Origin of the sequence: Citrobacter freundii ATCC 8090 = MTCC 1658 = NBRC 12681 (assembly GCF_011064845.1) — a bacterium.
Lineage (GTDB): Bacteria > Pseudomonadota > Gammaproteobacteria > Enterobacterales > Enterobacteriaceae > Citrobacter > Citrobacter freundii.
Genome location: NZ_CP049015.1, coordinates 2,552,320 through 2,565,516, shown reverse-complemented (window position 1 = coordinate 2,565,516; position 13,197 = coordinate 2,552,320). Strand labels below are relative to the sequence as shown.

The following is a 13,197-nucleotide window of genomic DNA, read 5'->3' as shown; positions in this document are numbered from 1 at the left end:
AAGAACTCATTGAAGAAATTCTGATAGAAGCAGGTCGTATAGGACCTAAACATAGCGATGGACAACTGAGGCCCCATTGAGTCTGAATCTTAATATCCCCGACGGCACGTGTAACAGCGTGCCTATAAAACGGTTATCTATCCTTAATGTGGGCATATCCAGTTAAACATGCCACAATACGGGCCTAAACCGGCTTAAATTTTTGCTAAATCAGGATATTAACTACCCATGAAGGGTAAATATAAAGCCGTTCTGGCACTCCTCTTATTATTGATTCTCGTGCCGCTGACGCTAGTGATGACGCTTGGCCTGTGGGTGCCTACGTTGGTGGGTATCTGGTTACCCGTTGGAACACGCATCGCGCTGGACGAGAGCCCGCGGCTGACACGGCATGGGTTACATATACCTGAACTCCGCTATCTGGTTGAAGATTGTCCGCTAGCGCGCATTACTCAGGCGGATCTGTCTCACCCCAGCCGCTGGTTGCTGAATGTCGGGACCATCGAGCTGGACTCAGCTTGCCTGGCCAAATTGCCACAGACAGAGCCGTCGCCAGTAGCGCCCAAAACGCTGGCTGAATGGCAGTCAATGCTGCCTAATACCTGGATTAACATCGACAAACTTATTCTCTCTCCATGGCAGGAATGGCAGGGAAAACTGTCACTCTCGCTCACTCCCTCCACTCAACAGCTGCGTTACCAGGGGGAAAAAGTTAAATTCCAGGGGCGTTTGCACGGGCAAAACCTCACAGTAACTGAGCTGGATGTTGCGGCATTTGAAGGCCAGCCGCCGGTAAGACTGGTCGGTGAATTCACTATGCCACTGGTGCCCGATGGACTGCCGGTAAGCGGTCATGCGGTTGCGACGTTAAGTTTGCCGCAAGAACCTACGCTTGTGGACGCCGAACTGGAGTGGCAACAAAACAGCGGACAACTGATCGTCATGGCGCGGGATAATGCCGATCCGCTGCTTGACCTTCCGTGGGAAATAACACGCCAGCAACTGACCATCAGCGACGGACGCTGGAACTGGCCTTATCAGGGATTCCCGTTAAGTGGCCGGCTGGGCATGAAAGTTGAAAACTGGCAGGCAGGACTGGAAAACGCGGTGGTGAGTGGGCGTCTGAATGTTCTGACGCATGGCGACGCCGGTAAAGGAAATGCCGTATTAACGCTGGGGCCGGGTAAGCTTGGCATGGATAGTAGCGAGATGCCGCTACAGTTGACCGGTGAAGCGAAACAGGGCGATCTGATCTTCTACGCGAAATTACCCGCGAGACTCACCGGAAGTCTGAACGATCCGCAATTGGCTTTCGAGCCAGGGGCGCTGCTGCGCTCACGTGGGCGGGTGATTGATTCGCTGGATATTGACGAGATTCGCTGGCCGCTGGCAGGGGTAAAAGTCACGCAACGCGGTGTGGATGGGCGTCTGCAGGCTATTTTACGTGCGCATGAAAACCAGATGGGGGGCTTTGAACTGCATCTGGATGGCCTGGCAAATGATTTTCTTCCTGATGCTGGTCGTTGGCAGTGGCGATATTGGGGTGAAGGCAGCTTTACGCCGATGCATGCCCGTTGGGACGTAGCGGGTAAGGGGGAATGGCATGACAACACCCTGAAGCTATTTGATCTTTCCACCGGATTTGATCATTTGCAATACGGTACGATGAAGGTGGAAAACCCACGCCTGGTGATGGACGAACCGATAGTCTGGGTGCGGGATGCAACCAAACCGACATTTAGCGGCGCGCTGTCGCTGGACGCAGGGAACACCACCTTCACCGGGGGAAGCGTGTTACCACCATCGACGCTGAAGTTCAGCGTCGATGGTAGCGATCCGACAATCTTCCAGTTCAAAGGCCAGCTTCACGCTGGGGCGATTGGGCCCGTACAGTTGAATGGTCGTTGGGACGGTATCCGCCTGCGCGGACAGGCCTGGTGGCCAAAACAATCGCTCACCGTATTCCAACCGCTGATCCCACCTGACTGGAAAATGAAGCTACGAGAAGGTGAGCTGTATGCGCAGGTCGCGTTTTCGGCAGCCCCGGAGCAGGGCTTTGAAGCGGGCGGTCATGGAGTGTTAAAAGGCGGTAGCGCCTGGATGCCCGATAACCAAATCAACGGTGTCGATTTTGTATTGCCTTTCCGGTTTAGTGAAGGTGCATGGCAACTGGGTACGCGTGGACCTATTTCATTGCGTATTGCGGAAGTGGTGAATCAGGTGACGGTGAAAAATATCGCCGCCGATCTGCAGGGGGCATACCCCTGGAGTGAAAACAACCCGTTACTGTTGAGCGATGTCAGCGCTGACCTGCTGGGGGGCAAAATCATCATGCAGCAACTGCGGATGCCGCAGCACGATCCGGCCTTATTGCGAGTGCAGAATATCTCTTCCAGCGAGCTTATCAGTGCGGTTAACCCCAAACAGTTCGCCATGTCTGGCCCGGTCAGTGGCGCGTTGCCATTATGGCTGGATAACGAAAAATGGATCATCAAAGACGGCTGGTTGACTAATCCGGGGCCGATGACGTTGCGTATTGATAAGGACACCGCGGATGCGGTCGTCAAAGATAACATGGCGGCGGGGGCGGCCATTAACTGGCTGCGTTATATGGAAATAAGCCATTCGTGGACGAAAATAAATCTGGATAACCTCGGTGTCTTAACCATGCAGTCAACCGTGACTGGCAATAGTCGGGTGGATGGCAAAGTAGGTACAGTTAATTTGAATTATACCCACGAGGAAAACGTCTTTACGCTATGGCGCAGCTTGCGTTTTGGCGACAATTTACAGGCATGGCTTGAACAAAATGCAGCGCTGCCGGAAACCCATTGCCCGGAAGGCAAGGAATGTGAGGAACAACAATGAAAACGATAGCTGCCATGCTGGGTCTGCTGGCTTCATCTCTGCTGGTAGGGTGCACTCCCAGAATCGAAGTGGCTGCGCCAAAAGAGCCCATCACCATTAATATGAACGTCAAAATCGAGCATGAGATCCATATCAAAGTTGATAAAGACGTCGAAAGCTTATTGAAATCGCGCAGCGATTTGTTCTGAGGTCATGATGAGAAAACAGTTTGCAGTGGCGCTGGTCGTCCTGAGTTTACTCAGTAGCAATGCGTGGGCATTGACCCTGAATGAAGCCAGAGCTCAGGGTCGAGTAGGAGAAACGCTCAATGGCTATCTGGTTGCATTGCAAACCGATGCCGAAACGCAGGCACTGGTGAGTGAGATTAATAAAGCGCGCAACGCCAGCTATCAGCAACTGGCAGAGAGCAATAATATTCCGCCAGATGAAGTAGCAAAAATGGCCGGGCAAAAGCTGGTTGCTCGCGCTAAACCGGGTGAATATGTCCAGGGTATAAATGGTAAGTGGTTGCGGAAAGAATAAATCTCTTTGTACACAACCCCCGGTCACGACGCTGACTTACTCATCGACATCGCAATAGTTGCCACACGGCATAAAATGGATGCTGATATAGTCCAACACCGGTTGCGTTGTGGGGTGAAATCATGTGGCTTCTCAAGTGGTATGTCTGGAATCGTTGGGTATTCAAACTGTTAAGCCGGGATGTCGCGGAGCCTGAACAATTTTTGCTTCATTGCTGGGAAGAGAATCTGGCGAAATGCAGGGATTATGCAACCATCTGGCGTGATATTAATCGCATTCACGGCAAACAGATACGGGTACAGGTAAAGAAGTAAGTGCCGGAGAAACCCTCTCACCGGACGGTGAGAGGGGGAATTATCAGGCAGCAACTACGCTGTCGATAGCGGCTTTCGCGTCGGATTGTGCTTTAGACGCCACTTCCGGGCCGTAAGCAATACCTTCAGCAAAGACGACATTCACGTCGGTGATGCCGATAAAGCCCAGGAATACGTTCAGGTACGGCGTGATCAGGTCGGTTGGTGTATCTTTATGGATACCACCACGGCTGGTCAGCACCACAGCGCGTTTACCCATCACCAGACCTTCCGGGCCTTTCTCGGTATAACGGAAAGTCACACCAGCGCGGGCAATCAGGTCAAAGTAGTTTTTCAACTGCGTTGGGATGTTGAAGTTGTACATCGGCGCGGCGATAACAATCACATCATGCGCTTTCAGCTCAGCAATCAGCTCATCGGACAGCGCCAGCGCTTCCTGCTGACGCGGTGTCAGCGGTGTATCGCTCGGGCGCATCGCACCCACCAGTTCGCCATCCAGTACCGGTACAGGATTTGCAGCCAGGTCACGGATAGTGATTTCATCAGCAGAGTGCTTTTCACGCCACTGTTCAACAAAATAATCAGACAACTGACCAGACTGAGAGTACCCTGCCAGAATACTGGATTTAAGAACTAATACCTTGCTCATGGGTGTTTCCTTTTATGTGTTTGAAGGGGGTGAGCCCCGTTGCTTGTTGACACTTTATTCACAATCCTGTCGCAGTGATAGCGCAATATATCGAATCCTATGTTCGAAATTATTGAACAACACATGAAAAGCGCCGATGTGGTACTCTATACCCATCATCTAAAAGAGATTTAACCCGGCAGAGCACTGCCTTTTAACGCTATGACAGAACAACAAAAATTAACCTTCAACATGTTGCAGCAACAGCTGGATTCATTGATGCTGCGTGACAGACAGCGTTTTGCCCGCCGCCTGCACGGCGTGAAGAAGGTTAAAAATCCTGATGCACAACAGGCCATTTACCAGGAGATGGCGAAAGAGATTGAGCAGGCAGCCGGTAAAGTTGTGCTGCGTGAAGCGGCGCGTCCGGAAATCAGCTATCCGGAAAACCTGCCCGTCAGCCAGAAAAAACAGGATATTCTGGACGCAATTCGCGATCATCAGGTGGTGATTGTTGCTGGCGAGACCGGCTCGGGGAAAACCACCCAGTTACCCAAAATCTGTATGGAACTGGGGCGCGGGGTAAAAGGGCTGATCGGCCATACCCAACCGCGTCGTCTGGCGGCGCGCACCGTGGCGAACCGTATTGCGGAAGAGCTGCAGACCGAGCCGGGCGGCTGTATTGGTTATAAAGTTCGTTTCAGCGATCATGTCAGTGATAACACCATGGTCAAGCTGATGACGGACGGTATCCTGCTGGCGGAAATCCAGCAGGATCGACTGCTGATGCAGTACGACACCATCATCATCGATGAAGCGCATGAACGCAGTCTGAATATCGACTTTCTGCTCGGCTATCTGAAAGAACTTCTGCCGCGTCGCCCGGATCTAAAAATTATCATCACTTCGGCGACCATCGATCCTGAACGCTTTTCAAAGCATTTCAATAACGCGCCGATTATCGAAGTCTCCGGCCGAACGTATCCGGTGGAAGTGCGCTATCGCCCGATTGTTGAAGATGCAGATGACACCGAGCGTGACCAACTGCAGGCGATTTTTGATGCCGTAGATGAGTTAGGCCATGAAAGTCAGGGCGACATTCTGATCTTCATGAGCGGCGAACGTGAAATCCGTGATACCGCCGATGCCCTGAATAAACTGGATTTACGCCACACCGAAGTGTTGCCGCTGTATGCGCGTCTTTCAAACAGTGAGCAGAACCGTGTATTCCAGTCGCACAGTGGTCGCCGTATCGTGCTGGCGACCAACGTGGCAGAAACGTCGCTGACCGTTCCGGGAATCAAATACGTCATTGATCCAGGCACCGCGCGTATCAGTCGCTACAGTTACCGCACCAAAGTTCAGCGCTTGCCGATTGAACCGGTGTCGCAGGCTTCTGCCAACCAGCGTAAAGGCCGCTGTGGTCGTGTTTCGGAAGGGATCTGTATTCGTCTGTATTCCGAAGACGATTTCCTGTCGCGTCCGGAGTTTACCGACCCGGAGATCCTGCGTACCAACCTGGCATCCGTTATTTTGCAGATGACCGCGTTGGGGCTGGGCGATATCGCGGCGTTCCCGTTTGTTGAAGCGCCGGATAAGCGCAATATTCAGGACGGTGTACGCCTGCTCGAAGAGCTGGGGGCGATAACCACCGACGAACAGGCAACAGCTTACAAGTTAACGCCGTTGGGCCGTCAGCTGTCGCAACTGCCGGTGGATCCGCGTCTGGCGCGCATAGTGCTGGAAGCGCAAAAACATGGCTGCGTACGTGAGGCGATGATCATTACCTCGGCGCTGTCCATTCAGGATCCGCGCGAGCGTCCAATGGACAAGCAGCAGGCTTCCGACGAGAAGCACCGCCGTTTCCACGATAAAGAGTCTGATTTCCTCGCGTTTGTGAATCTGTGGAACTATCTCGGCGAGCAGCAAAAAGCGTTGTCGTCAAACCAGTTTCGTCGCCAGTGCAAAGTCGACTTTCTGAACTATCTGCGCGTGCGAGAGTGGCAGGATATCTACACACAACTGCGCCAGGTGGTGAAAGAGTTGGGTATTCCGGTTAACAGCGAACCTGCTGAATATCGGGAGATCCACGTCGCGTTGCTGACCGGTTTACTGTCTCATATCGGGATGAAAGATACCGATAAACAGGAGTTTACCGGGGCGCGTAACGCTCGCTTCTCGATCTTCCCGGGGTCAGGTTTATTCAAAAAACCGCCGAAGTGGACGATGGTAGCGGAGTTGGTGGAAACCAGCCGCTTGTGGGGACGCATTGCCGCGCGTATCGATCCTGAATGGGTGGAGCCGGTAGCCCAGCATCTGATCAAACGTTCATACAGTGAGCCGCACTGGGAACGCGCGCAGGGTGCTGTGATGGCGACAGAAAAAGTCACTGTCTACGGCTTACCGATTGTTGCGGCCCGTAAGGTGAATTACAGTCAGATCGATCCTGCGTTATCGCGTGAACTGTTCATTCGTCATGCGCTGGTGGAAGGTGACTGGCAAACGCGCCATGCGTTTTTCCGCGATAACCTGAAACTACGAGCGGAGGTGGAAGAGTTAGAGCACAAATCACGCCGCCGCGACATTCTCGTCGATGACGAAACGATGTTTGAGTTCTACGACCAACGTATCAGCCATGAGGTGGTTTCTGCTCGTCACTTTGATAGCTGGTGGAAAAAGGTCAGCCGTGAAACACCGGATCTGCTCAACTTTGAAAAGAGCATGCTCATCAAAGAGGGCGCGGAGAAAATCAGTAAGCTGGATTATCCGAACTTCTGGCATCAGGGTAACCTTAAGCTGCGCCTGAGCTACCAGTTCGAACCCGGAGCCGATGCGGACGGTGTGACCGTACATATTCCACTCCCGCTGCTCAACCAGATCGACGAGAGCGGTTTTGAATGGCAAATTCCGGGGCTGCGCCGTGAACTGGTGATCGCCCTGATTAAGTCGCTGCCGAAACCGGTTCGACGCAACTTTGTACCCGCACCGAACTATGCGGAAGCGTTTTTAGGCCGAGTGACGCCGCTGGAACTGCCGCTGCTGGACTCGCTGGAGCGTGAACTGCGCCGCATGACCGGCGTCACCGTTGACCGTGAAGACTGGCACTGGGATCAGGTGCCCGATCACCTAAAAATCACCTTCCGGGTGGTGGATGATAAGAACAAGAAGCTGCAGGAAGGGCGTTCGCTACAGGATTTGAAAGATGCGCTGAAGGGCAAAGTTCAGGAAACATTGTCTGCGGTGGCCGATGACGGTATCGAACAGAGTGGATTGCACATCTGGAGCTTCGGCCGGCTTCCGGAAAGTTACGAACAAAAACGCGGTAACTATAAGGTGAAAGCGTGGCCGGCGCTGGTCGATGAGCGTGACAGCGTTGCCATCAAACTGTTTGATAATCCGCTGGAACAACAGCAGGCGATGTGGTGCGGTTTACGCCGCCTGTTGCTGCTGAATATTCCTTCGCCAATCAAATATTTGCACGAGAAGCTGCCCAATAAAGCCAAGCTGGGGCTGTACTTTAACCCGTACGGTAAAGTTCTGGATTTGATTGACGACTGTATCTCCTGCGGTGTGGATCAGCTAATTGACGCCAACGGTGGTCCGGTGTGGACCGAAGAAGGCTTTGCGGCGTTGCATGAAAAAGTGCGGGCTGAACTGAACGATACGGTGGTGGAGATTGCGAAGCAGGTCGAACAGATCCTGACCGCAGTGTTTAATATCAACAAACGTCTGAAAGGGCGCGTGGATATGACCATGGCGCTGGGGCTTGCGGATATCAAAGCGCAAATGGGCGGACTGGTGTATCGAGGATTTGTTACCGGCAACGGTTTCAAACGTCTGGGCGATACGTTGCGTTATTTGCAGGCGATTGAAAAACGGCTGGAGAAACTGGCCATCGATCCGCACCGCGATCGCGCGCAGATGCTGAAAGTGGACACCGTGCAGCAGTCCTGGCAGCAGTGGTTCAATAAATTGCCGCCCGCGCGCCGCGAAGATGACGATGTCAAAGAGATCCGCTGGATGATAGAAGAGCTGCGCGTCAGCTACTTTGCCCAGCAGCTTGGCACGCCGTATCCGATTTCGGATAAGCGTATCCTGCAGGCAATGGATCAGATTACGGGTTAACGCAGTGCTGGACCGTAGGCCGGATAAGGCGTAGCCGCCATCCGGCATCTGTATCCGGTAAAGAACAAACTCCAGGAGTCATGAACATGAGACAGTTTCCGCCACTTTCCGCTAGCACCCTTGCGGCGATTAACACCGTGGGGCAATGGCTGGCGCAAAATGATTTCGCTGAAAATATTACGGTGCAGACAGATTGCGTGATTCTGGCCGGGAACGCAGTGATCCCGACCATCGATGCAGCCTGTCGGATAGCGAAAGAGCAACAGGTTCCCTTGCTGATTAGCGGCGGTATCGGTCACTCAACGACCTTTCTGTATGCCGCCATCGCAGAGCATCCACGCTACCACACGATTCGTACCACTGGTCGCGCGGAAGCGGCGATCCTTGCCGATATCGCGCACCAGTTCTGGCACATTCCTGGTGAGAAGATTTGGGTAGAGGATCAGTCCACCAACTGTGGGGAGAACGCCCGGTTTAGCTGTGCGTTACTGCGTCAGGCGACCCAAACCATGGGGACCGTCATTGTGGTGCAAGACCCTACCATGCAGCGCCGCACCATGGCGACATTTGAACGCGTCACGCGTGACGACCCTCAGCCCCCACGCTGGATCAGTTTCCCCGGTTTTGTCCCCGAGTTGATTGAGCAGGGCGACGGCGTGGATTTTGCCCCGACCGCCGAAGGTCTGTGGTCGGTGGATCGTTACCTGTCTCTCATTACCGGTGAGCTTCCGCGCCTGCGTGATGATGCAACCGGCTACGGGCCTTGCGGCCGCGATTTTATCGCCCATGTTGATATTCCTCAGGACGTTGAGCAAGCCTGGCAGCAGCTAAAAAATGATACCGCGCTGACCGACTTACTTGAGAGCCGTTCTCTGTAATCCCTTCTGCCCGTTTGTCGGCGTTTTACGGCAAACGGGCAGAAAGCCCACCCGTTTTTTCTCTTAATCATCACTTTGCCAGGCGCTTTTATGAAGCAGTTCACAGAACCGCCACTCCAGCGATAATGCGCCATGCATGATTGATATTAATTAACAATAGTTTTACTTGTTGAAAACAAATCAATCACAGGAGAGCCGCATGTCAGTACCCGTACAACATCCTATGTATATCGATGGGCAGTTTGTGACCTGGCACGATGACGCCTGGATTGATGTCGTCAATCCGGCCACGGAAGAGATTATCTCGCGTATTCCCGATGGGCGTGCCGAAGACGCACGTAAAGCGATCGATGCCGCGGATCGCGCTCAGCCGCAATGGGAAGCGTTGCCTGCCATTGAACGGGCAAACTGGTTACGCAAAATTTCTGCGGGTATCCGCCAGCGAGCCGATGAAATCAGCGCGTTGATTGTGGCGGAAGGTGGAAAAATTCGACAACTGGCTGACGTTGAAGTCGCGTTTACCGCCGACTATATCGATTACATGGCGGAGTGGGCGCGTCGCTATGAAGGTGAGATCCTGCAAAGCGATCGCCCGGGTGAGAATATCCTGCTGTTTAAGCGTGCACTGGGCGTGACGACGGGCATTCTGCCGTGGAACTTCCCGTTTTTCCTGATTGCCCGCAAACTGGCTCCCGCCTTGCTGACGGGGAATACCATTGTCATTAAGCCGAGTGAATTCACACCGAATAACGCCATCGCCTTTGCCAAAATTGTTGATGACATTGGTTTACCGCGCGGGGTCTTTAATCTGGTGCTGGGACGCGGTGAAACGGTCGGTCAGGAGCTGGCTGGAAACCCCAAGGTGGCGATGGTGAGTATGACCGGCAGCGTCGGTGCGGGCGAGAAAATTATGGCCGCAGCGGCCAAAAACATCACTAAAGTTTGTCTGGAGTTGGGTGGTAAAGCTCCGGCTATCGTGATGGACGATGCTGATCTTGAGCTGGCGGTGAAGGCCATTGTTGACTCGCGGGTGATCAATACCGGACAGGTATGCAACTGTGCTGAGCGCGTATACGTTCAGAAAGGTATCTATGACCGGTTCGTTAATCGTTTGGGTGAGGCGATGAAAGCCGTGCAGTTTGGCAATCCGGCCGAACGCAATGACATTGCGATGGGGCCGCTGATTAACGCCGCTGCGCTGGATCGTGTGGAGCAGAAAGTCGCACGAGCGGTGCAGGAAGGGGCCAGAGTGGCGCTGGGCGGTAAGGCTGTTGTCGGCAAAGGTTATTACTACCCGCCGACGTTACTGTTAGACGTGCGCCAGGAGATGGCGATTATGCACGAGGAGACGTTTGGTCCGGTGCTGCCGGTGGTGGCGTTTGATACGCTGGAACAGGCGTTGACAATGGCCAATGACAGCGACTACGGTCTGACCTCATCGATCTATACGCAGAATCTGAATACGGCAATGAAGGCGATTAAGGGGCTGAAGTTTGGCGAAACCTATATTAATCGTGAAAACTTCGAGGCGATGCAGGGCTTCCACGCTGGCTGGCGTAAGTCCGGGATTGGCGGGGCTGATGGTAAACATGGCCTGAACGAATACCTGCAAACGCAAGTGGTGTATCTGCAGTCCTAAGTTTTTCGCCGGGTGAGTCTGTACGCCACCCGGCGCCATCCTCACACTTTAGTGGCTACCCAGTTCATCATCATTTCCGGCCAGATGGCCAGCGGTAACCCTTGCGCATCGCGAATACCAAATCCGTGCTTACCGCGTTCAAACAGATGCATTTCGACCGGAACGCCCTGCTCACGTAGCGCATTAAAGAAGACCAGGCTGTTTTCTACCTTCACCGCCGGATCGTCAATGGCGTGTAGCAGGAATGTCGGCGGCGTTGTGCTATCCACGCGTTCTTCCAGAGAATAGTGGCGCAGATCTTCCTTTTCTGGCTTAGCGCCAACCAGCTCAAGACGAGATCCCGGGTGACCGATGTCTTCGCGCAGAGTGACAACCGGGTACACCAGTGCCATAAACGCAGGGCGCGCAGGTTGCTCGTCTACGTTATCTATCGGCGTATAAACCGTTTCGGCAAACCGGGTTCCCAGACTGGCGGCCACGTGACCACCGGAAGAGAAGCCCAACACACCGATACGATCAGGGTTAATTTTCCATTCATGGGCGTTGGCGCGAATGTAGCGCATGGCGCGCTGGGCATCGGCCAGCGGCGCGTTTGCGCCTTCCTCATGGCCATCACCCGGCATGCGGTAGGTCATCACAAACAGGGTATAACCGCGAGCGTTAAAGAACGGTGCCAGTACGCTGCCTTCTTTATCCATCACCACGCGACGATAAGAGCCGCCTGGCGTGACAAGGATCCCTATGCCGTTAGGTTTTGCGGGGGCATAAACGGTAATTTCCGGGGCGCGAATACCGGTGACCGCACGATCATACTGAGATGTTCCTGTATGTCGGGGTTCAGGCGTAAACACCGCATCACTGTTTTTTGCTCCGGGGGCTTCACCCTGCGGCCAGAATGAGACGGTGGTGGCCTTAGCAACGGCTTGCTCCATCATGTTTTCTAACGTTTCACGACTCAGTGCTTCCATTACTATGCTCCCTCAGTGGCAAAGGTTAGCTATAGCACAGTCAGTGAATCGAAAACGGGGAGAGACTCACAACGTATTGAATTCGCGGGAAATGAAAGAGGGCGGAGGCGAGCCTCCGCCAGAACATTAGAGCTTGATAAATTTATCCAGCGTACGAATAAGTTGGGTGACAAAACCGTATTCGTTATCGTACCAGGCGACTGTTTTTACCAGTTGCAGATCGCCCACTTCGGTAATTTCGGTTTGTGTCGCATCAAATACCGAACCGAAATGCGAGCCAATGACATCTGACGAGACGATTTCCTCATCGGTATAACCAAATGACTCATTGTCTTGCGTGGCTTTTTTCAGCGCGTTGTTGACCTCTTCAGCAGTGACTTTTTTCCCCAATACCGATACCAGTTCCGTGACGGATCCTGTTTTCACCGGAACACGCTGGGCGTGGCCTTTTAATTTTCCGCTCAATGCCGGAATGACCAGACCAATGGCTTTGGCGGCTCCGGTGGTATGGGGAATGATATTCTCCGCTGCTGCCCGTGAGGCGCGCAGATCTTTCCCGCGAGGTCCATCAACCAGCGACTGCGTTCCCGTGTAGGCGTGGATGGTGGTCATGGTGCCAAGCTGAATACCGAAGCTGTCGTGCAGGGCTTTCGCCATCGGTGCGAGGCAGTTAGTGGTGCACGATGCGACCGAGATAATCCGATCGTTCGCATCCATTGTATCGTCGTTGACGTTAAAGACGATGGTTTTCATATCGCCAGCCGGGGCGGATATCAGCACTTTTTTGGCCCCTGCATCCAGGTGCGCGTTGGCTTTTTCTGTCGAGGTATAAAAACCGGTGCATTCGATGATTATCTCAGCGCCAGTCGTTTTCCACGGAATATTTTTGGCCTCTTTTTCTGCGTAAACCGCGATTTTTTTACCGTCGACAATCAGCGCGTCTTCGGTAAAGTCGATGCTCCAGGGAAACGGGCCGTAGTTTGAATCGTGCTTTAACAGATAGGCGAGAATTTTGGGCGAGGTGAGGTCATTAATGGCCACAACCTCCACGTTGCTTTTGACTTCCAGTAGTCGACGCAATACCAGACGACCGATACGACCAAAACCGTTAATGCCAATTTTACTCATGGTTTTCTCCTGTCAGAATGAGGCGGTACGACATATTTTCCCTACCAGGCTTAGTCCAGACAGGCATCCTCGGCAATAGCGGTTCTTGCGGTTAAGCGTAAGCGACTGAAAATGGGTGAACAAAAGT

At 53.3% G+C, this 13,197-nt stretch carries 10 protein-coding genes; 7 read left to right on the top strand and 3 right to left on the bottom strand.

Annotated features, from left to right (window positions below):
• The first annotated feature begins 228 nt into the window (after positions 1–228).
• The 4 genes from G4551_RS12295 to G4551_RS12280 all read left to right on the top strand — a co-directional run bounded on the left by G4551_RS12295 (position 229) and on the right by G4551_RS12280 (position 3,704).
• Positions 229–2,868, top strand: coding sequence for a YdbH family protein (locus G4551_RS12295; protein ID WP_003840832.1), 2,640 nt, complete (start codon positions 229–231; stop codon positions 2,866–2,868).
• Positions 2,865–3,056 carry a YnbE family lipoprotein gene (locus G4551_RS12290; protein WP_003020350.1) on the top strand — a complete coding sequence of 64 codons (192 nt, stop codon included), beginning with the start codon at positions 2,865–2,867 and terminating at the stop codon, positions 3,054–3,056. Before G4551_RS12295 ends, G4551_RS12290 begins: the two co-directional genes overlap by 4 nt.
• 7 nt (positions 3,057–3,063) lie before the next feature.
• Complete coding sequence (locus tag G4551_RS12285; RefSeq protein ID WP_003840834.1) at positions 3,064–3,390, top strand: YdbL family probable chaperone protein; 327 nt, start codon at positions 3,064–3,066, stop codon at positions 3,388–3,390.
• A 122-nt stretch (positions 3,391–3,512) separates the two neighbouring features.
• Positions 3,513–3,704 (top strand): hypothetical protein, encoded by a 192-nt coding sequence (locus G4551_RS12280; RefSeq protein ID WP_003020344.1) that lies wholly within the window; start codon positions 3,513–3,515, stop codon positions 3,702–3,704.
• A 43-nt stretch (positions 3,705–3,747) separates the two neighbouring features.
• On the opposite strand, the gene azoR is transcribed toward G4551_RS12280, so the two are convergent.
• Positions 3,748–4,353 carry an FMN-dependent NADH-azoreductase gene (azoR, locus tag G4551_RS12275; RefSeq protein WP_003840837.1) on the bottom strand — a complete coding sequence of 202 codons (606 nt, stop codon included), beginning with the start codon at positions 4,351–4,353 and terminating at the stop codon, positions 3,748–3,750.
• Positions 4,354–4,554: 201 nt separating this feature from the next.
• On the opposite strand from azoR, the gene hrpA reads away from it, so the two are divergent.
• From hrpA to aldA, 3 genes are all read left to right on the top strand, one after another.
• On the top strand, positions 4,555–8,457 hold the full coding sequence (gene hrpA / locus G4551_RS12270) for an ATP-dependent RNA helicase HrpA (protein WP_032941318.1): 3,903 nt from the start codon (positions 4,555–4,557) through the stop codon (positions 8,455–8,457).
• Positions 8,458–8,537: 80 nt separating this feature from the next.
• Positions 8,538–9,335, top strand: a complete 798-nt coding sequence (locus G4551_RS12265) for a YdcF family protein (RefSeq protein ID WP_174435671.1) — start codon at positions 8,538–8,540, stop codon at positions 9,333–9,335.
• A 199-nt stretch (positions 9,336–9,534) separates the two neighbouring features.
• Positions 9,535–10,974, top strand: a complete 1,440-nt coding sequence (gene aldA / locus G4551_RS12260) for an aldehyde dehydrogenase (protein ID WP_003840843.1) — start codon at positions 9,535–9,537, stop codon at positions 10,972–10,974.
• Between the two features lie 41 nt (positions 10,975–11,015).
• Here the strand turns inward: aldA and G4551_RS12255 are convergent, their stop codons facing one another.
• The gene (locus tag G4551_RS12255; RefSeq protein ID WP_003840844.1) at positions 11,016–11,942 is read right to left on the bottom strand and encodes an alpha/beta hydrolase; all 927 of its coding nucleotides are present in this window, start codon (positions 11,940–11,942) and stop codon (positions 11,016–11,018) included.
• A gap of 126 nt (positions 11,943–12,068) precedes the next feature.
• Complete coding sequence (gene gap, locus G4551_RS12250; RefSeq protein ID WP_003020325.1) at positions 12,069–13,070, bottom strand: type I glyceraldehyde-3-phosphate dehydrogenase; 1,002 nt, start codon at positions 13,068–13,070, stop codon at positions 12,069–12,071.
• Positions 13,071–13,197: the final 127 nt, after the last annotated feature.

Coding starts and splice junctions, on each gene's coding strand:
- G4551_RS12280 (WP_003020344.1), top strand. CDS start 3,513: ATGTGGCTTCTCAAGTGGTATGTCTGGAATCGTTGGGTATTCAAACTG.
- G4551_RS12285 (WP_003840834.1), top strand. CDS start 3,064: ATGAGAAAACAGTTTGCAGTGGCGCTGGTCGTCCTGAGTTTACTCAGT.
- G4551_RS12265 (WP_174435671.1), top strand. CDS start 8,538: ATGAACATGAGACAGTTTCCGCCACTTTCCGCTAGCACCCTTGCGGCG.
- hrpA (WP_032941318.1), top strand. CDS start 4,555: ATGACAGAACAACAAAAATTAACCTTCAACATGTTGCAGCAACAGCTG.
- G4551_RS12290 (WP_003020350.1), top strand. CDS start 2,865: ATGAAAACGATAGCTGCCATGCTGGGTCTGCTGGCTTCATCTCTGCTG.
- azoR (WP_003840837.1), bottom strand. CDS start 4,353: ATGAGCAAGGTATTAGTTCTTAAATCCAGTATTCTGGCAGGGTACTCT.
- aldA (WP_003840843.1), top strand. CDS start 9,535: ATGTCAGTACCCGTACAACATCCTATGTATATCGATGGGCAGTTTGTG.
- G4551_RS12295 (WP_003840832.1), top strand. CDS start 229: ATGAAGGGTAAATATAAAGCCGTTCTGGCACTCCTCTTATTATTGATT.
- gap (WP_003020325.1), bottom strand. CDS start 13,070: ATGAGTAAAATTGGCATTAACGGTTTTGGTCGTATCGGTCGTCTGGTA.
- G4551_RS12255 (WP_003840844.1), bottom strand. CDS start 11,942: ATGGAAGCACTGAGTCGTGAAACGTTAGAAAACATGATGGAGCAAGCC.